Genomic DNA, 18717 nt, shown 5'->3' with positions numbered 1-18717 from the left:
CCAATCAGGGCGGAATTGGTCGGTCCAAAGCAGGTGCTGATTTCTTGCAGCTGGATCCTGCGGAGGCGCCGCCGGGCGGGCTGTCGGACTGGCTGACCGAGCGACTTCGTACGGCGATCTCGGACGGCCGCCTCCCGATCGGCAGCCGGCTCCCGGCGACGCGGGTCCTCGCGACCGAGCTGCAGGTCTCCCGCGGCGTGGTCACCGAGGCCTACCAACGGCTCACCGAGGACGGCCATGTCGCCGGCCGTGGCCGCGCCGGCACCGTTGTGGTCGCCGCGACGATTCAGCCCGGCGCCGGAGTGGAGTCGGAGGGTGGAACGAGTGGTTCAGGGCGACGCGTGCTCGGAGCTGAGCCGGGGCTCGACGTGTTCGACAGCCTGCGCGCGGCTCCCGCTCGGATAGACCTCACGCCGGGAGTGCCGGACCTGGCCGCGTTTCCGCGGGCGGCCTGGCTGAAGGCGGAGCGCGCGGTCCTGGGCGATCTCGAGTCGGCGGAGTTCGGGTACGGCGACCCGTCCGGGACGCCGGCGCTCCGACGCGCGGTCGCCAACTGGCTGGCGCGGAACCGCGGCATCACCGCGCACCCGGAGGACCTGATCATCGTGGCCGGCGTCTCGCAGGCGATCGGCCTGGTCGCGCAGGTCCTCAAGTCCCGCGGAGTCACGGAAATGGCGGTCGAGGATCCGGGGTCTCTCGGATCCCGCCAGCACCTGCAGAACTGGGGTCTCGGCACCCCGCCGATCCCGGTCGACGAGGGCGGTCTCCGGGTGGACCTGCTGCGGGAATCCGGTGCCCGCGTGGTGATGGTGACACCGGCCCACCATTTCCCGACCGGCGTCGTACTGGACGGTGAACGACGGCGCGAGCTGATCCAGTGGGCGGCCGAGGGCGGGCTGATCATGGAGGACGACTACGACGCCGAGCACCGGTACGACCGTCCACCCGTGTCCGCCGTGCGCGCGATGCTGGCCGACCAGGTGATCTACGCAGGGAGCGTGTCGAAGCTGCTCGCGCCGTCGCTGCGGATCGGATGGATGCTGCCGCCTCCGCAGTACAAGGACGAGCTGATCGCGATGAAGCGCCTGGCCGACCTCGGCAACGCGGCCCTCCCTCAGCTGACCCTGGCCCACCTGATGGAGTCCGGTGAGCTCGAACGCCAGCTCCGCTTCCTCCGCCGCCGGCACCGCACCCGGCGCGACGCCATGGTCCGGGCGGTCACCAATTACTTGCCCTCAGCAACCGTGCACGGCGCGGCCGCCGGTCTGCACCTGACGATCACCTTCGACGACGACGTGAACGACGTCGAGCTGGCCGCGGCCGCACTCCAGAAGGGCGTGAAGACGCACCCGCTCTCCTGGCACTGCCAACTCCCGCACGCGCCGGGCCTCGTCCTCGGCTACGCCGCCCGCACCCCGACCGAGCTCACCGAAGCCATCGCCACCATCGCAGAGGTCCTCTAGCGGGTGTAGAGCGGGGACATCGCCAAGGCGAACGACGTCATCGTGTCCGGGTCGATCGCCCGGGCCGGGAGTGGTACGAGGTCGACGAGCTTGTCGGCGCCGACCCGGATCGTGGTCCGGCCGGTGGCGGCGTCGACGTACGCCTCGTCGCCGAGTGGGATCGACTGCGCGGTCGGGGACTTGCGGATCGGCGCCATCAACGCCTCGGCCTGCGGCGTACGGCGTACCGACGTGGACAGCACGCTGGTCGGGTTCACCCAGCCGCAGACCAGGTCGCCGAGCGCGGTCTCGCCGTCCCGGCGGATCATCGCGGGCGCACCCATCACCTTCGCCGCGGCCGACGAGCCGCGCGCGCAGTCCGGCCGCGCGATCAGCGGCTGCGGCTCGGGCAGCCCGGGCGCCTGCCGGACCACCTCCTGCCCGAGGACGACGTACTTGGCGAGCGTGGCCGGTGGACCGCTGACCTTGTACAGCCGTCCGTCGAGCAGGAAGACCACGGACGTGCTGGTGCCGAACCCGCCCTCGCCGACGACCGCGGGCTTGGCCGGCTCACCCTTCGTCGCCGCGTAGGCCTTCTGCGCGGCCGTCAGCGTCGCCTTCGTTGCCGGTAGCACCGAAATCCCGACCCGCAGCACCGGCCCGTTCGGGCTCGTGCTCAACCCGAACTGGCACACGTCGTACGTCGGCAGACCGAAGTCGGCCGGCGCCGCCTTCGTCTGGAGCGTCACCACCGGCGTCCCGAGCGTCGCCTGCACGAGCGGCTGATCCATCCGCACGCACAGCGTCTCCGCGACCTTCGCGGTCGGTGGGGTGCTCGGCGACGGCGTCTCGGTGGGCGTCTTCGGGGGCGTCGTAGTCACCGAGACCAGCGGCGGCACGTTCGGCGCGGTCTCGTTGCCGGGACCACCGCAGCCACCCACGACGAGCAGTGCGGCAACCAGGACTACAGGACGGATACGCATGGTGAGTTGACTCTAACTCGCCGCGCGCAACTCCCTTTCGCGAACCGCGTGTTCGTCCGTACGGGCGTCGTACCGCCAGAAGTCTCGTAGCCAGGCGGCGGTGGCGACCACGCCGGCGACACACAGCACGCCGCCGCTGACGATCGACGTCCGAACGCTGGTGAGGTCCGCGACCAGGCCGGAGCGGGACTGGCCGCCGAGCGGACCGAGGGAGTACGAGAGCATCTCGATCCCGGCCAGCCGGCCGCGCATCTCGTCCGGGATGGTCTGGTTCCAGATCACCGCGCGGAACAGGCCGGAGATCATGTCCGCGCCGCCCGCGAGCGCGAAGAACGCGATCGCGAACCAGATGTTCGGCGCCAGCCCGGCGATCCCGACCGACGCGCCCCAGGTCATCGTCGCCAGCACGACGGCCCGGCCGTGGTGGTGCACGTGCCGGGCCCAGCCGCTGGTCAGGGTCGCGAGCATCGCCCCGACGGCCTCCGCGCTGTACAGGAGACCGAGCAGTTTCGGCTGGTTCAGCACCTCGGTCGCGAACGCGGGGAACAGCACGATCGGCATCGCCAGGAACATGCCGACCATGTCGACGACGTACGTCCCGAGCAGGTCGCGGCGGCGGACGGCGTACGTGATGCCTTCGCCGATCGCCCGCAGGCTCGGCGGCGTACTGTGCTCGCTCGTCTTGTACGGCCGGAGCAGCAGGTAGAGCAGCGTCGCGGCGGCCAGTCCGGCCAGCTCGACCGTGAAGGCCCAGGCGACACCCGCCGTGGCGACCAGGACGCCGCCGAACGCGGGTCCGGCGAGCTGCCCGACCTGGAGGGTGAGCGCGTTCAGCGTGACCGCGGCCGGCATCTCCTCGTGCTTCACCACCCGCGGGAACAGCGCGTCCCGGCTCGGCCGCTGCAGCGACGAGGCGATCGCGTTCAGGCCGCCGCAGACGTAGATGAGCCAGACCTGCGGGTTCGACAGCAGGGTGTTCGCGAGCAGGAGCGCGCAGATGACCACCTGGGCGATCCCGGTGCCGATCAGCATCTTCCGCCGGTCCACGTGGTCCGCGAGCGCGCCGCCGTACAGGCCGAAGACGACGAGCGGGGCGATGGTCACCAGACCCATCGCGCCGACCGCGAAGTTCGAGTGCGTCAGCTGGTACAGCTGATAGGGCAGGGCGACGTACCCGACCATGCCGCCGAGGTAGAAGACCGACCCGGAGATCACCAGGATCCGGAAGTCGCGGGAGCCGCGCCAGGGAGTCAGATCGACGCGCAGCCGGGACAGGCGTTCGCGCACACGGGATGCCACCGGCACATGGTGACACGCGCCGTCACCCGGCGAGGAACCGTTTTCCGTCAGGCGAGCGGGAGCAGCGCGCTCAGGTCGGTGCGCTCACCGCTCGCGCGCAGGCGGCCGCCGGCGCGCGCGTCCGCCCAGGTGGTGCGGCCGAGGGCCAGCTCGATCCACAGCTCGGCCGGGAGCTCGACCACGGCTCCCGGGGTCCCGCGGGTGTGCCGGGGGCCCTCGATGCACTGCACCGCGCCGTACGGCGGCACGCGGACCTCGACCGCGTGCCCGGGAGCCTTCGCGACCAGGAGTTTCAGCAGGTGTTTGGTCAGCAGCTTCAGGTCGGCGCGCTCCGCCGTACCGGCGTCGTACCGCTGCAGGGCCTGGTCGAAAGCGGGATCCACGACGTGCCAGCGTACGCGCGATTGTGGACTCGCCCCCTTCGTGGTCGATAATCAGGCGGGAGAGACGGAAGCGAGGTCGGGATGCTCACGCCCAGGCACCAGGCGCTGCTGATGACGCTGGCGGGGATGACCGTCGGCGTCGCCGTGTTCGGCAGCGTGCTGGCCATCAACGGCAACCTGTTCGGGAACGACACGCCCGCGGGGGTCGTGAACGCGCAACCCTCGCCCAGCACCCCTGCCTGTACCGACTGCCTGCGGTCGGACTCGCTGAAGTACGGCCAGCAGACCTTCGGCACCAAGGACAGCCCGGTGTCCGCCGAGGTCCCCACCGGCTGGAAGAGCCCGCAGGACGGCACCCGGCCGCGGTTCGCGGACCCGACCGGCGTCTGGCAGATCCGGTTCGACACCCGCGGCAGCAGCCGCTCGCCGGACGAGCAGGTCACGAGCCGGGCCGGCAGCATCGACGAGCGCGACCTGAAGGTCATCAGCCGCGACAACGGCACCCTGATCTACACGTACGTCGACCAGGCGCGCGGGCCGCGGATGGGTCTGTCCCGCTGGATCTCCACCGACAACGACCAGAGCTCGGCGATCGAGATCACCGTCGGCGGCCGCCCGAAGGACGAGGCCGCCCTGCGCGCCGTCCTCGAGCACGCGACCGAGACCCTCGAGCTGCCGGCGTCCGCGAACGACACCCGGCCCAGCTGACCGCCTGCCGGGGCGGTCTCAGCACTTGATGTCGCTCAGCACTTGATGTCTGCGGTCGGGGCGGTGCCCTGCAGCAGGTAGCTCTCCACGGCGTTGTCCACACACGCGTTGCCGGACTTGTAGCCGGTGTGCCCGTCACCGTCGCGGGTGATCAGGACCCCGCTGTCCAGCTGACTCGCCAGCCCGACGGCCCACTCGTACGGCGTCGCCGGGTCCCGCGTCGTACCGACGACGACGATCGGCTTCGCCCCGGCCGCCCGGACCGGGTGCGGCTTGTCCTTGGGCTTCGCCGGCCAGTTCGCGCACGCGAGCGATCCCCACAGCAGGAACGACCCGAAGCGCGGCGACTCCGCCTTGTACTCCGGCTCCTCCGCCTTCGCCTGCGCGATCGAGGTGATGTCGGGGCGGTCCAGGCAGTTCACCGCGTAGATGGCCTCGTTGTTGTTGCTCGCGTACCCGCTGGGCTCGCGGTCGGTGTACTCGTCCGCGAGCGCCAGCAGCCGGGCGCCGTTCCCGGCCAGGCCGTCCAGGACCGCGTCCTCGAGCCGCGGCCAGAAGTCCTTCACGTACAGCGGGTAGATGATCCCCAGCACGACCAGGGCCTGCGTGACCTGGCGCTTCCCGTCCCCCGGCAGCGGGGTCGCGTCGCTGTCGTCGATCAGCTTGTCGACCTTCGCGAGCACCTCCTCCTTGGTGCCGCCGAGCCGGCACGACCGCTGCGCACAGTCCGCGGCGAACGCGTCCAGCGCGGTGTCGAAGCCCTTCGCCTGGGCGATGTTGTTCTGCTTCGCGGTCTTCGACGGGTCCACGGCGCCGTCCAGCACGAGCCGGCCGACGTTCTTCGGGAACAGTTCGGCGTACGTCGCACCGAGATACGTGCCGTAGGACATGCCGAGGTAGTACAACTCCGAGTCGCCGACGATCCCCCGCAGTACGTCGATGTCGCGGGCGGCGTCCTTGGTCGACACGTGCGGCAGCAGCTCGCCGGAGCGCTGCTGGCACCCGTTGGCGAGGATCTTCGACTCCTCGTTCAGCTCGTTGATCTCGGCCTCGTCGTCCGGGCTGCCGTCGGTCGCGATGAACTTGTCCAGCTGCGCGGTGTCCAGGCAGCGGACCGGCGTCGACTGCGCCACGCCGCGGGGGTCCCAGCCGATGACGTCGAACTTCCGCAGAAGCTGCGCACCCAGCACGAACCCGGCCGACGCGGCGAACTCCTGCCCCGACGCGCCCGGGCCGCCGGGATTGATGAACAGCGTGCCGATCTTGCCGCCGCGGTCCCGCGCGAGCACCTTCCGTGCCCGCAGCTCGATCGTCTCGCCGGCCGGCTTGGAGTAGTCCAGCGGCACGCTGATGGTCGCGCACTGCTGGTTGGAGCCGCAGCGCTCCCAGTCGGGCCGCTGCTCGTAGAACTTCTCCAGGCCCGCGGGGACCGGGCCCGCGGGTGCCTTGGTCGGGTTGCCACCGCTGGAGCCGCTCGTGCTGCCCTCGCCCGCGTCCTGGGCCCGGCTGGCCACACCACAACCGCTGGCCACGACCGCGAGCGCGGCGACCACGACGAAGCCTGCTCGGAGGCGACCGGGCCGGGCTGCGACCCGACCTCTCACGTGCGGGCCGAGCGCGGTCGTCCTGCGGTATCTCACTGCGAAGTGTCTCCCTCGTCGTCATGGTGCAACCGCCGGCGCCGCCGAGGCTTCCGCCGCCGCTGCTGGTCACCCGCCGCCGCGTCCGCCCCAGCTTCTCCGGCGTCCCGAGCGTCCAGTCCCTCAGCGGTCGCTGCAACCTCAGTTGTCCGCGCGGCTGCGGGGTCGTCCGCGGGTGCTTCCGGCGGCACGGCTGGTGCGTCCGGGGTCGTCGTACTGGACGCCTCGTACTGCTGTCGCGGCGAGCAGACGTCCGCGCGGCTGCACGCGCACCGCCGCCCCGACGCCGCCAACCGCACCACCACGGTGTCGCTCGGCACGTTGTGTCCGACCACCACTCCATCACCCGCGGGGGTCTCCACCTGGGTTCCGGTCGGCGGAGCCTTCGCGTTGAACTCCTGGTACAACGGGTGCTCGTACTTCAGGCAGCACATCAGCCGCCCGCACGCGCCGGAGATCTTCAGCGGGTTCAGCGGCAGGTCCTGGTCCTTCGCCATCCGGACGCTGACCGGCTCGAAGTCCTTCAGGAACGTCGCACAGCACAGATCCCGCCCACACGGCCCGATCCCGCCCTGCAACCGCGCCTCGTCGCGTGCACCCACCTGGCGCAGCTCGATCCGGGCCCGCAGACCCCGAGCCAGGTCGCGGACGAGCTCGCGGAAGTCCACCCGGTGCGGGGCGGAGAAGTACACGATGACCAGCTGGTCCACGTCCGGCCGCCGGTCGACGAAGTCGATCCCGACCACCTTCATCGGCAGCCCGTGCTGACGGATCAACCGCTTCGCCGTCACCCGCGCGTCGGCCCGCCGCCGCCGGTTCTGCTCGTCCCGGTCCAGGTCGGCCGCAGTCGCGATCCCCTCACACAGCGGAAGCCCGCCGATCTCCTCGGTGACGTACTGCGGCGCCCACACGCACTCCGCCACCTCCGGACCGTCATCGGTCGGAACCAGCACCTTGTCCCCGACGCGCGGACGATGCGGGCCGGGGTCCAGGTAGTAGAGCCGTCCGTACCGCTCGAACGACACAGCCATCACCATGCCCACGCGGCCAGCGTACTTGCTGCTGTCTCCCGCACGCGGACTACGCAGCCCCGCCCTCTGCGGTGTCCCGCGGGAGCGTGCAGGAGTTTGTTGCAACTCAACAGGACGTATACGCCCACTGCCGGCCAGTCCCCGCGTGAACCGGCCACCGAACAGGGCCGCCGACCAGACACCTCCTGTCGAACTGCACCACCCCGGCGGCCGCGGTGTTCGAGAGGGACTAGCGGCGGGTGTTCTTGACGGTGGCAGTCAGTTGGTTGAAGTCGGGGCCGTAGGCGGCGCAGACCACCAGGCGGTCGTTGGCGTTCCAGAGTTGTCTGGTCGGGGTCCAGTAGTCCCACTCGAGTTCGGTGGTCTTGACGGTCGAGCCGACGTACTCGGAGAAGGCGGTGATGCAGGCGTCCTCGCCGGACTTGTCGACCTCGCGGTCGCCGGGGTACGGGCCGTCGGGGAGGGTGACGCCGGCGATGACCTCGCCGTCGTGGGGTTCGGTGCACGGCCGGCGGACGACCTCGTCCTCTTCCTCGCCGTCGTCGAAGCACTCGCCGACGGCGAGGTCGTCGATGTACGTCGAGTACGACGGCGCGGGGGCGCCGTGGTCGTCGTCGGCGCTGACGCCGATCGCAATCATCACCACGAGGTAGATTGCCCAGCCGATGGTGCCCAGGCCTCCGAGGATCAGGCCCGCGATCGCCATGCCCTTGCCAGCCTGCGGGCGCTTCTTGAGCTGCACCAAGGCGCCGATGCCGAGGCCGACGGCGACCGGTGCGGCGATACCGATGCAGAAGCCGCCGATCCCCGTCGCCAGCGAGGCGATCGCGAGCCCGTTCGTGCCGCCGTTCCCCTGACCCGGATAGCCGTACCCGTACTGCGCCGGCCACGTCCCCGGATACCCATACCCCGCCCCGTACTGCCCCTGCCCAGGCCCCTGCCCGTACGCCGCCTGACCGGCACCCAGCCCGTACGCCGACTGCCCGGGAGCCTGCCCGTACGCCGACTGCCCGGGAGCCTGTCCGTACGCCGACTGCCCGTAGGACGTCCCGTGCTGCGACTGCCCACCCGACTGCTGCTGCCCCGGCGCCGTCCACTCCGTAGACCCCGCCGATTGCCCGTACTGCGTCGATCCCGCCGACGCACCCGATGCCCCGGCCGCCTGCCCGTACTGCGTCGGCCCGGACTGCCCGTAGTACTGCGTCGCTGACGACTGCTCCCCGTACTGCGTCTCGTCCGCCGCCTGTCCCCCAACCCCCTGCCCAGGCGTCGGCTCAGGGCGGGTGTAGCTGGGGAACGATCGCGGTACGTCCTGCGGCCGTTCGGGCTCAGGGCCGTACGGTGGCTGACTCACGCTTCCCCCAGTTCCCCCGCCGGTGTTACCGCTGCGACCCGCGCATGCTACCCGTCAGGTGGGTCCCGGGCCGGCCGAGCAGGCAGAGGACGTTGCCGTCAGCAACCGCGCGGTCCTCCAGGACGACGTAGTACATGTCCAGCTCCGACTGCTCGTACGGCTTGCCGACGAAGGCACCGAACGCGGTCGCGCACTGCTGGGTGGCGACCGTCCCCTTGTCCTCGACCGACAGCCCGGCGAGGCTCGCCCGGACCTTCGCGTACGCCTCGCCGGTGTGCGCGACCGCACAGTCGGCGATCCGGACGACCCGCAGGGTGTCCGCGTCCAGGTCGGCGTCGAAACACTGCTGTACGGCGACCTCGGAGATGGCGACCGTACGGCCGATGCCGGCCCGGCGTTCGCCGTACAGGCCGAGGGCGACCGCGACGCCGATCGCGATCGTCCAGCACAGGCTGATCACCAGTGCGCCGTACGCCAGCCGTTTGCCGCGGCTCCCGGTCCGCTTGATCCGGCGCAGCGCGATCCCGGCGAGGACGACGGCGACCGGCACCAGGCCGGGCAGGCTCGTCACCAGCGCGGCGATGGCGTAGCGGTCCTGGCGCCGCTGCGCGGGGGTCGGAACGCCCGCGAGCCAGGACTCGGCCGGCGGCAGTGAAGGCCGGGCGGGCTGGATCGGGGGCGGTTGCGTCATTCAGGTCCGTTCGGGCAGGGTGTCGCCGAGCCTTCTGCCCGGACACCCAGTCATCGGACCGGCCGGTCTCGGTGTTACACCTGCCGCCCGCTAAGCGGACGTGATCGTCATCCCTCGAAGAGCGCGATCGTCATCGCCTCGAGCGCGAGCAGGGGCGCGACGTTGGTTTCGATCGCCTCTCTGCAGGCTGCGATGGCGTCGATCCTTCGAATCGTCTGCTCAGGCGTCGTCCGGCCCGCGAGTTGCCGGATGTTCGGGCCGAGCTCGGCGTTGATCAACTCGGTGCCCGCGTGGGTCTGGACCATCAGGACGTCGCGGTAGAGCGCCATCAGGTCGACCAGTGACCGGTCGAGCACGTCGCGTTCCCAGCGTTTGGCCCGGGCCTTCTGCTGGTCCTCGAGCTCCTTCAGCGCGGCGTTCGCCTCCCGCGGCTTCGCGCCCTTGGTGCCGACGCCGAGCGCCTGCTCGAGCTCGGCGCGTTCCTTCTCGTCGACCTTCTCCGCGCTGGCCTTGGCCTCCTCCTTGGCCGCCTCGACCAACTGCTGCGCGGCCTTGAGGCAGGCGCCGAGATCGCGCAGCGCGAACGGGACCTCAAGCACCTTGTTCCGCCGGTCCCGGACCTCGGCGTCCCGCGCGAGCGCGCGGGCCCGGCCGATGTGCCCCTGAGCGGCCCGGGCGGCGAAGCCCGCGAGCTCCGGGTCCACGCCGAGCTTGCCGGTCAGCATGGTCGCGACCGCGTCCACCGGCGGAGTGCGCAGAACGAGCAGCCGGCAGCGCGACCGGATCGTGGGTACGACGTCCTCCACGGTCGGCGCGCAGAGCACCCAGACGGTCCGCGGCGCAGGCTCCTCGATGCTCTTCAGCAGCGCGTCGGCGGCCTGCTCGGTCAGCCGGTCCGCGTCCTCGACGACCATCACCTGCCAACGGCCCTGGGTCGGGCTCATCGCGGCCCGGCGGACGAGTTCGCGGATCTCACTGACCCGGATCGACAGCAGCTCGGTGCGGATCAGCGACACGTCGGGGTGGGCGCCGCTGAGCGCCGTACGGCACTCGTTGCACTCGCCGCAGCCGTGGTCCTGGCACTGCAGGGCGGCCGCGAAGGCTCGGCCCGCGTTCGACCGGCCGGAGCCGGGCGGCCCGGTGATCAGCCAGGCGTGTGTCATCCCGGCGACCGCGGCCCCGCTCTCGCCGCGCATGCCGGCCTCCGCAGCCGCCACGGCCTTCCGCAGTACGGCGACCGCCGGCTCCTGCCCGACCAGGTCGTCCCAGACACTCATAAGTCCACCTTTGGCAGGAGTGGTTGCAGGCGGGCGCGGATCTGCCGGGCGATCTCTTCGCGGTCCTGGGTGGCGTCGAGGATCAGGTAGTGCTGCGGCTCGGCCGCGGCGAGCTCGAGGAACGCGTTCCGGACCCGGACGTGGAAGTCGTGCGACTGCGCCTCGATCCGGTCCCGCTCGGCGAACCGGTCGAGCCCGCTCTTCGGCGGGAGGTCGAGCAGGATGGTCAGGTTCGGCCGGAGGTCGTCGGTGGCCCAGCGGTTGACGCGTTCCACGTCGGACAGGTCGAGATCCCGCCCGGATCCCTGGTACGCCAGCGCGGAGTCGACGTACCGGTCGGTGATGACGACCGCGCCCGCCTTCAGCGCGGGTTTGATCACCGAGTCCACGTGCTCGGCCTTGTCGGCGGCGTACAGCAACGCCTCGGCACGGTGGGAGATGTCGCCGGTGGCCGGGTCCAGGACGATTCCGCGGAGGGTCTTGCCGAGATCGGTCGCGCCCGGCTCGCGGGTGAGCACGACCTGCTGGCCCTGCTCCTTCAGCCACTCGACCAGCAACGCGGACTGCGTCGACTTGCCCGCGCCCTCGCCACCCTCGAGCGCGACGAACAACCCGGTGGTCGGGTACACCCCGGGAGTCTTGCCGAAGCTCCGCCGTACGTCGCGCCAGAACGGGACACCTGGCCGGTCGTCCATCTGCCGCCAGGCGATCAGGCCGATCACCCCGGCCACGACGGCGGCGATCAGCATGGTCATCGCGGCACCGTTATAGGTGACCGACCGGCCACCGATCGTCCAGGTGTTCCGGCCGATCGCGCCGGCGGCGAACGGCGCGACGGCCAGCGTGACCGCGAGCACGGTCCGTACGGCGGACTGGACGAAGGCGAACGTCCGGCCGCGGACCGCATCCGGGACCTCGAGGCCGAGCAGGGTGTAACCGGAGACCCAAGAGGCGCCGGCGCAGAAGCCGAGCAGGATCGCGATCATGGTGGCGATCTCGATCTGCTGGATCAGCGACAGCCCAGCCAGGCAGATGCCCGAGCCGACCAGCCCGGCCGCGAACAACCGGCGCCGGGACAGGCCGGAGAACAGCCGCGGCGCGAACCCCATCCCGAGCGCGAGACCGCCGAACACGGCCCCGAACAGGACGCCGTACCCGGGGTCGCCGGCCTTCAGGTCCTCGACGTACGTGCGGCCGAGGCCGATCACGACCGCGCCGGCCGCGAACGCCCCGGAGATGCCGACCACGAGGCCGCGGACGACCGGCGTACTGGTGACGTAGGACCAGCCCTCGACCATGGTCCGCCAGAGCGTCGGGTGCTCCTCGTGGTCGTGCACGGCCCGGCCGATCTCGGCCACCGACACGATCGCCAGCGCGGACACCACGAAGGTGGCGGCGTTGACGTAGACCGCGAGGTCGATGGCGAAGTCCCCGGCCCAGCGGGAGACCAGCGTGATCGAGGTGAAGATGACCGCGGCCGGCAGCGCCGTCCCGTAGGTGGTGATCAGGCTGACCTGGTTGGCCGCCTCGAGCCGGTGCCGGGGCACCAGGTTCGGCACGCTGGCGTCCTTGGCCGGGCCCCAGACCAGGCTGACGATCTCGATCAGCACGGTCGCGACCAGCACCCAGGTGAGCGTGCCGACGATCGGGATGCTGACGAAGAACGCGGCCCGGATCAGGTCGCCGAGGATCATCGTCCAGCGCCGGTCCAGCCGGTCGGCGACCCAGCCGGCCACCGGGCCCATCACCAGCGCGGGCAGCACCCGGAGGAAGAGCACGCCGCCGATGGCGAAGTTCGCCGCCTGGTAGTCGTCGCCGGCGAGCGACTTCGCCATCGCGGTCAGCGCGAGCAGCCCGATCCAGTCGCCCAGGCTGGACAGCCCGAACGCGATCCAGAGCCGCCGGAACGCCCGGATGCGCAACACCGCGCGCACGTCATGCGCCGGTGCAGGATCAGTCAGCGGGTCATAAACCTCCGGCACACCGCAAGACTAGTCGGAGGCGTGGACAGCTTTGTCGAGTGCTGCCGTCAGGGCCTCCAGGGCGGCCTTCAGCTCGGCCGGCGACAGGAACCCGAACCCGAGCCGGAAGACCCGCGACTCGTCCCCGAACCAGTCGCCGTCCGCCATCCGCACGCTCAGCTCGACGGCCGCCGCCTTGAACCGGTCGAGCGGCACCTCAGGCTTCAACCGCACACAGCACAAGGCTCCGGCGTCCGGGCGGACCCACTCGACCAGCTCGCCGTTCGCCCGGACCCACTCCTCTGTCGACGCCAGCGCGTCCGCCAGCCACCGGCGCCGTACGCCGAGGATCTCGTCCTCCTGCTCGAAGACACGGACGGCGAGCGCCTCGGTGACCGGAGCGGAGGTGACGACGGTGTTGAACTTGGCCGTGACCATCCGGTCGACCAGGTCCTCGTCGGTGCTGATCAACCAGCCGATCCGCAGTCCGGCGGCGCCGTGGCACTTCGACAGCGAGGCGACCGAGACGACCTTCGGGCCCAGGTGTACGGCGGTGTCCGCGATCGGGTCGTCGCCGTACGCCGCGGTCCGGTACGTCTCGTCGACCATCAGGTACGCCTCCGGGCAGACGTCGCTCATCACGTCGGCGATCTGCCGAAGCGTGGCGGCCGGAATCGCCACGCCAGAAGGGTTCTGCGGGGTCGCGAGGCTGACCAGCCCGGTCTCCGGCGTGAGCTGGGCGCGGACGTCGTCGACCGTCAGCCGGTAGCCGTCGTCGAACGACACCGGGATCACGCGGACGTCGGCGCCGACGGTGTCGTAGCAGTTGCGGGCCAGCGGGAACAGCGGAGCGGTCGTGACGACCTGGCCGCCGTTGTCCGCGACCAGATAGGCGAGCAGGAAGATCGCGTGCATCCCGCCGACTGTGACGACGACCTGGTCCGGGCGTACGCCGTGCCGGTCGGCGATCGCGGTCCGCAGCCGCAAGTCGCCGGACGCGGAGCCGTAGCCGAGCTCGAGGTCGGCCAGCTCCGGGGTCAGCAGGTCCGCGAGCCGCAGGTCGGGGCCGTAGCTCTCGCCCAGCTCATGGGTGGGTTGTACGGCGGTCAGCGACAGGATCTCGTTGTGAGGAAAGGTGGCCATACGGTCATCGTCCGCGCCGGGGACTGGTCACCCCAGAGCCAATGCGGCAGAATTGGTTCGCGAATGAGACCAATCGAGCTGAGTGAGCGCCTAGGTCGCTGGTCATCCGGCCGCGGGCCCCTGTACGTGCTGCTCGCGGCCCGGATGCGCCGGCTGATCGACGACGGCGAACTGCCGCCGGGCGCGCTCCTGCCACCGGATCGCGCGCTCGCGGGCGCTCTGGCGGTCGGCCGGACGACGGTGGTCGCGGCGTACGAGTTGCTGCGGTCGGAAGGCCGGATCGTCCGCCGCCAGGGCAGCGGGACGCGGGTCGCCGGCACCTCGTCGGCGGGCGTTGTCGAGGACGCTCCGGTCGACCCGATCTTCCTCGACTCGCTGGAGGCGCGGGACGGCGACGTACTGCTGGCCATCTGTGCGGCTCCGGGCGATCCCCCGCCACAGTTGGCCGAGGCGTACGCGCGGATCCTGCCGGCGCTGAGCGAGATCCGCGGCGACATCGGGTACTACCCGTACGGTCACCCGGCGCTGCGGGAGGCGATCGCGAACCGGTACGCCGGCCACGGCGTACCCACGACACCGGACCAGATCCTGGTGACGAACGGCGGTCAGCAGGCGCTCTCGCTGCTGGCGCACGCGCTGATCTCGCCCGGCGACCAGGTGCTGGTCGAGGCGCCGACCTACCCGGGGGCGTTGGAGGCGTTCCGGGAGGAGGCCGCCGTACCGCGGGGGCTGCCGGTCGGTCTGGACGGTTTCGAGGCCGCTGTTCGTGAGCGGCGTCCGGCGCTGGCGTATGTGGTCCCGACATACCAGAACCCGACCGGGTCGGTGCTGCCGGTGCTGCTGCGAGAGCGGTTGGCGCGGGCCGCGGCGGCGGCCGACGTACCGCTGGTCGAGGACGAGGTGCCGGCGGACCTGGGCTTCCCGGGGACGACGCGACCGGTGCCGATGGCGGCGTTCAATGAGGCCGTGATCTCGCTCGGCTCGTTGAGCAAGAGCGTCTGGGGCGGGCTGCGGATCGGCTGGATCCGGTCGCCCGCGCCGCTCACCAACCGGCTGGCCCGCCTGCGCGCCGTCCACGACCTCGGCGGCAACGTCCCCGCCCAACTGGCCGCCGCCCACCTCGTGGCCGAGCTGGACGACCTGGATCTGGCCGCCGAGCTCCAGGTGCGCCACGACCACCTCCGGAACCTGCTGGCCGAGCACCTCCCGACCTGGCACGTCCCGACCATCCAGGGCGGCCAGACGCTCTGGGTGAAACTCCCGCACGGCGACGGCAACTCCTTCGCCCAGACCGCGATGCGCCACGGCATCGCCATTCTCCCCGGCTCAGGCCTCGACGTCACCGGCAACAGCGACCCCTACGTCCGCCTGCACTTCCGCGCCCACCCCACCGACCTCACCGAAGCCACCCACCGCCTCACCACCGCCTGGACGGCCTACCACCCACCGGCCGACCGAGTACCACCTCGGCCGGCCATCGCGATCTGAGGGTCAGCTGGAGAACTTCAGCGACAGGGTGGCGGGGGCGGTTTTTAGTTTGTCTCGGTCTGGGAGGGCTGGGCCGCAGGCGGCTGTGCCTACGCCGGTCTGGGCTAGGTCGAGGGTGACGTAGGTGGTGTCGCCCGGGGTCAGGTCCGCGGTGTGCTTGGCGGTTTCCAGGGCCTGGGTGGTCCAGTCGCGGACGGTGAGGCCGAAGAGGGTGCCGACGGCATCGATCCGCAGGCCGTCGAGGGTGACCCAGCGGGTGTCGATGCGGTGGCCGTTCTCCTGCGGGCGCACGTACGGCGTCTGCAGCTCGGCGACCGTGGCCGAGTACTTGCCGACCGCGGCGGCCTCGCGGGTGTCGACGTACGCCTCGTTCGGGCCGGTGCCGAACCACTCGACCCGCCCGACCTTGGGCAGCTCGAAGGTGATCCCGAGCCGCGGCAGCACCTCGGGGAACTGGCCTTCCGGTACGACGTTCAGGTCGAGGAGCACACCGCCGTCGACAGCGGTCCAGCGCCACGTGCTGACCAGACCCCACTGCTGCTGCGGCGGCGCCGTACGCGTGACCACCTCCCAGGCACCGTCCCGCTCGCCCTGCGACACGATCCGGTGCTGCACCCGGTGCAACCCCTTCTCACGCCACGCAGCCGCAACCCCAGGAATCGCATCGTTGTCGATCGGCGCCCGCCACACCTCCAGCCGAGCGTCCTTCACCACGCCGAAGCCAATCCCCCCAACCCCAGCCGCCACATCCACCGAGCTGCCCGCGGAACCACCGTCGGCCGCTGCGCTGACCTCGGCTCGGGGAGCTGGCTCGTCGAGCCGGATCTGGCCCCAAGCAATGCGGTGGCCGGCCTCGGCCCACGAGGTGGCGTCGGCGAGGGCGGCGGTGACCGTCAGCCAGGTCTCCGGCCGCGACGCGTCCGCGGACGGCAGCTCGACGGTGACCGTCTCGCCGGGCGCGATCGCCGGAACCGACAGCTCGCCGGCGTCGACCTGCGTGCCCTCGACCTCGACGACGTACTTGAAGGTCAGGTGGCTCGTGTCCAGCACCTCGTACCGGTTGGTGATCGCAACACCATTGCCATCGGCAACGATGCGCAGCGGCTCGATCACCTTGACGTACTCGAGCATCCCCGGCGACGGCGTCCGGTCGGGGAACAGCAGCCCGTCGCAGACGAAGTTGCCGTCGTGGATGGTCTCGCCGAAGTCACCGCCGTACGCGTAGACCTCGCGGCCGTCGATCGTGGTGCGCAGACCGTGGTCGATCCACTCCCAGATGAACCCGCCCTGGCAGCGCGGGTACTTCTCGAAGACCTCGCGGTAGTCGAGCAGTCCGCCCGGCCCGTTGCCCATCGCGTGGCCGTACTCGCAGAGGATGAACGGCAGGTTCCGGTACAGCGAGGAGTCCGCGCCGATCTCCGCGCAGCCGGCCGGGTCGGTGTACATCCGCGAGTAAATGTCGACGAACTCGGCCTCGGTGTCGCGCTCGTAGTGCACCGGCCGGGACGGGTCGAGCTCCTTGGCCAGGTCGTACATCGCCTTGAGGTTCTCGCCCATCCCGCACTCGTTGCCGAGCGACCAGATGATGATCGAGGGGTGGTTCTTGTCGCGGTGGACGGTGCGGGCCATCCGCGCCACCAGGTCGTCGCGGAACCGCTCGTCCATCACCGGGTTCGGCAGCTTCGGCGGCTGCGGCTCGTACCCGAAGCCGTGGGTCTCCAGGTCGCACTCGTCGATCACGTACAGGCCGTACTCGTCGCACAGCGACAGGAAGTGCGGGTGCGGCGGGTAATGGCTGGTGCGGACCGCGTTGATCCCGGCCCGCTTCATCAGCAGTACGTCGTCCAGCATGTCCTGCTCGGTCAGCGCGCGACCGCGGTCGGGGTGGAACTCGTGCCGGTTGACCCCGTTGAACAGCACGCGGTTCCCGTTGACCCTGAGCACGCCGTCGGCGATCGCGACCGTCCGGAAGCCGATCCGCAACCGGACCTCACCGACCTCGGTGCGCAGCACGCCGTCGTACAGCCGCGGCGCCTCGGCGCTCCATGGCTGCACACTCTCGATCCGGGTGTGCTCGCCGGTGGCGAGCTCCAGGCCGAGCTCGGGCACGCTCACCGTGCCGGGGACGTCGGACTCGACGATCAGCGTGCCGGCGCCGTCGACGTGGTCGTACGCCGCCTTGACGAAGACGTCCGTGGGCGCGCCCGGACGCAGTGCGAGCAGGTTGACCTCGCGGAAGATCCCGGACAGCCACCACATGTCCTGGTCCTCGACGTAGCTGCCGGCCGACCACTGGTGCACCCGGACGGCGATCCGGGCCTCCTTGCCGGGAACAACCAGCTCGGTGACGTCGAACTCCGACGGCAGCCGTGAGCCGGACGACCAGCCGGCCAACTCGCCGTTCACGTGCACCGCGAACCGCGAGTCCACGCCCTCGAACCGCAGGACGACCCGGGCACCGGACCAGTCCGCCGGGACCGTCACGGTCCGGACGTAGTCACCGGTCGGGTTGTCGGTCGGCACGTACGGCGGCTCGAGCGGGAACGGGTAGACGACGTTCGTGTACGCCGGGGCGCCGTACCCGGACAGCTGCCAGTGACCCGGGACCGCGATGGTGTCCCACCCGGAGGTGTCCGGGTCCTTCAGGTCGTCGGGGGCGTCGGCCACGCTCGGGGACAGCCGGAAGCTCCAGTCGCCGGTCAGCGGGAGCTTGGCCGAGTCGTCGTCCAGCCAGGCACGCGGGGGAAGCACGTTGGCGCCGGGAGCAAAGTCCTCGACATAGCTGTGGTCTTGGGTCACAGGCATCGAGCCTAAGCCCAAGTTGTTCACGAATCCACACCGATCAACAGATATGGACAGGCCGATGACCGGATCAGGTCACCGGCACTGCTTGCACACGCCGAGCAGGGCGACCTGCTCGGGGGCCAACTGGAAGCCGAGCTCTCGCTGGACCTTGCGCCGGGCGGCCTCCAGGATGTCGCCCGGGGCGTCGTACACCGTCCCGCAGTCCGAGCAGCGCAGGTGCAGGTGCCGGGGAGCCAGGTCACCGGCCAGGTGGTACGTCGTCCCGGCGCGGCCGAGGTGGACGTGTGTGACCAGGCCGAACTCACCGAGCGCGTCCAGGGCCCGGTAGACGGTGGCACGGTGGATGCCCGGGCGGAGCTGCTCGGCCCGCTCGCCGATCTGCTCCGCACTCAGGTGCTCCTCGGTGCCCGCGAGCACCTCGACCACCGCGAGCCGGGCCGGCGTGACCCGCTCGCCCCGGTCCCGCAGCCGCTGCGCGGTGACCTCGACCGCACTGGTCACGTCCGGCCCCC

The 18717-nt window shown here is 71.0% G+C and carries 15 protein-coding genes; 3 read left to right on the top strand and 12 right to left on the bottom strand.

Going from position 1 to position 18717, the window contains the following annotated elements:
• The first annotated feature begins 44 nt into the window (after window positions 1–44).
• Window positions 45–1463 (top strand): PLP-dependent aminotransferase family protein, encoded by a 1419-nt coding sequence (locus ACQPYZ_RS03145; protein ID WP_433165001.1) that lies wholly within the window; start codon window positions 45–47, stop codon window positions 1461–1463.
• Here the strand turns inward: ACQPYZ_RS03145 and ACQPYZ_RS03140 are convergent.
• From ACQPYZ_RS03140 to ACQPYZ_RS03130, 3 genes are read right to left on the bottom strand one after another with little or no spacing between them, the layout of a single operon-like run.
• Window positions 1460–2425 (bottom strand): hypothetical protein, encoded by a 966-nt coding sequence (locus ACQPYZ_RS03140; RefSeq protein ID WP_433164999.1) that lies wholly within the window; start codon window positions 2423–2425, stop codon window positions 1460–1462. The genes ACQPYZ_RS03145 and ACQPYZ_RS03140 overlap by 4 nt on opposite strands.
• Before the next feature lie 12 nt (window positions 2426–2437).
• Window positions 2438–3724, bottom strand: coding sequence for an MFS transporter (locus ACQPYZ_RS03135; protein WP_433164998.1), 1287 nt, complete (start codon window positions 3722–3724; stop codon window positions 2438–2440).
• Window positions 3725–3771: 47 nt separating this feature from the next.
• Window positions 3772–4107 carry a sterol carrier family protein gene (locus ACQPYZ_RS03130; protein ID WP_433164996.1) on the bottom strand — a complete coding sequence of 112 codons (336 nt, stop codon included), beginning with the start codon at window positions 4105–4107 and terminating at the stop codon, window positions 3772–3774.
• A gap of 81 nt (window positions 4108–4188) precedes the next feature.
• Between ACQPYZ_RS03130 and ACQPYZ_RS03125 the strand changes: the two genes are divergently transcribed.
• Complete coding sequence (locus ACQPYZ_RS03125; protein WP_433164994.1) at window positions 4189–4815, top strand: hypothetical protein; 627 nt, start codon at window positions 4189–4191, stop codon at window positions 4813–4815.
• 35 nt (window positions 4816–4850) lie between these two features.
• Here ACQPYZ_RS03125 and ACQPYZ_RS03120 read toward each other — a convergent pair whose 3' ends face one another.
• The 7 genes from ACQPYZ_RS03120 to ACQPYZ_RS03090 all read right to left on the bottom strand — a co-directional run bounded on the left by ACQPYZ_RS03120 (window position 4851) and on the right by ACQPYZ_RS03090 (window position 13912).
• Window positions 4851–6455 (bottom strand): alpha/beta hydrolase, encoded by a 1605-nt coding sequence (locus ACQPYZ_RS03120; protein ID WP_433164992.1) that lies wholly within the window; start codon window positions 6453–6455, stop codon window positions 4851–4853.
• Window positions 6452–7492, bottom strand: a complete 1041-nt coding sequence (locus ACQPYZ_RS03115) for a PSP1 domain-containing protein (protein ID WP_433169617.1) — start codon at window positions 7490–7492, stop codon at window positions 6452–6454. Before ACQPYZ_RS03115 ends, ACQPYZ_RS03120 begins: the two co-directional genes overlap by 4 nt.
• 223 nt (window positions 7493–7715) lie before the next feature.
• Window positions 7716–8840 (bottom strand): DUF4190 domain-containing protein, encoded by a 1125-nt coding sequence (locus ACQPYZ_RS03110; RefSeq protein ID WP_433164991.1) that lies wholly within the window; start codon window positions 8838–8840, stop codon window positions 7716–7718.
• A 25-nt stretch (window positions 8841–8865) separates the two neighbouring features.
• The gene (locus ACQPYZ_RS03105) at window positions 8866–9531 is read right to left on the bottom strand and encodes a DUF4190 domain-containing protein (protein ID WP_433164990.1); all 666 of its coding nucleotides are present in this window, start codon (window positions 9529–9531) and stop codon (window positions 8866–8868) included.
• 107 nt (window positions 9532–9638) lie between these two features.
• Window positions 9639–10808 (bottom strand): DNA polymerase III subunit delta', encoded by a 1170-nt coding sequence (locus tag ACQPYZ_RS03100; protein WP_433164988.1) that lies wholly within the window; start codon window positions 10806–10808, stop codon window positions 9639–9641.
• Window positions 10805–12790 (bottom strand): dTMP kinase, encoded by a 1986-nt coding sequence (tmk, locus tag ACQPYZ_RS03095; protein WP_433164986.1) that lies wholly within the window; start codon window positions 12788–12790, stop codon window positions 10805–10807. The genes ACQPYZ_RS03100 and tmk overlap by 4 nt, the downstream gene beginning before the upstream one ends.
• 9 nt (window positions 12791–12799) lie before the next feature.
• Window positions 12800–13912, bottom strand: coding sequence for a pyridoxal phosphate-dependent aminotransferase (locus tag ACQPYZ_RS03090; protein WP_433164985.1), 1113 nt, complete (start codon window positions 13910–13912; stop codon window positions 12800–12802).
• Window positions 13913–13975: 63 nt separating this feature from the next.
• Here ACQPYZ_RS03090 and ACQPYZ_RS03085 point away from each other — a divergent pair, with 63 nt between their 5' ends.
• Complete coding sequence (locus ACQPYZ_RS03085) at window positions 13976–15400, top strand: PLP-dependent aminotransferase family protein (RefSeq protein ID WP_433164983.1); 1425 nt, start codon at window positions 13976–13978, stop codon at window positions 15398–15400.
• Between the two features lie 3 nt (window positions 15401–15403).
• Here the strand turns inward: ACQPYZ_RS03085 and ACQPYZ_RS03080 are convergent, their stop codons facing one another.
• Window positions 15404–18205, bottom strand: coding sequence for a glycoside hydrolase family 2 TIM barrel-domain containing protein (locus ACQPYZ_RS03080; protein WP_433164982.1), 2802 nt, complete (start codon window positions 18203–18205; stop codon window positions 15404–15406).
• A 72-nt stretch (window positions 18206–18277) separates the two neighbouring features.
• Complete coding sequence (locus ACQPYZ_RS03075) at window positions 18278–18706, bottom strand: Fur family transcriptional regulator (protein ID WP_433164981.1); 429 nt, start codon at window positions 18704–18706, stop codon at window positions 18278–18280.
• Window positions 18707–18717 lie beyond the last annotated feature (11 nt).

Source organism: Kribbella sp. CA-247076 (genome assembly GCF_050942445.1).
Taxonomy (GTDB): domain Bacteria; phylum Actinomycetota; class Actinomycetes; order Propionibacteriales; family Kribbellaceae; genus Kribbella.
The sequence above is the reverse complement of the archived record's forward strand: the minus strand, read 5'-3'. Positions and strand labels throughout refer to the sequence as shown.

Coding starts and splice junctions, on each gene's coding strand:
- ACQPYZ_RS03140 (WP_433164999.1), bottom strand. CDS start 2,425: ATGCGTATCCGTCCTGTAGTCCTGGTTGCCGCACTGCTCGTCGTGGGT.
- ACQPYZ_RS03125 (WP_433164994.1), top strand. CDS start 4,189: ATGCTCACGCCCAGGCACCAGGCGCTGCTGATGACGCTGGCGGGGATG.
- ACQPYZ_RS03115 (WP_433169617.1), bottom strand. CDS start 7,492: ATGGTGATGGCTGTGTCGTTCGAGCGGTACGGACGGCTCTACTACCTG.
- ACQPYZ_RS03105 (WP_433164990.1), bottom strand. CDS start 9,531: ATGACGCAACCGCCCCCGATCCAGCCCGCCCGGCCTTCACTGCCGCCG.
- ACQPYZ_RS03100 (WP_433164988.1), bottom strand. CDS start 10,808: ATGAGTGTCTGGGACGACCTGGTCGGGCAGGAGCCGGCGGTCGCCGTA.
- ACQPYZ_RS03090 (WP_433164985.1), bottom strand. CDS start 13,912: ATGGCCACCTTTCCTCACAACGAGATCCTGTCGCTGACCGCCGTACAA.
- ACQPYZ_RS03085 (WP_433164983.1), top strand. CDS start 13,976: ATGAGACCAATCGAGCTGAGTGAGCGCCTAGGTCGCTGGTCATCCGGC.
- ACQPYZ_RS03080 (WP_433164982.1), bottom strand. CDS start 18,205: ATGCCTGTGACCCAAGACCACAGCTATGTCGAGGACTTTGCTCCCGGC.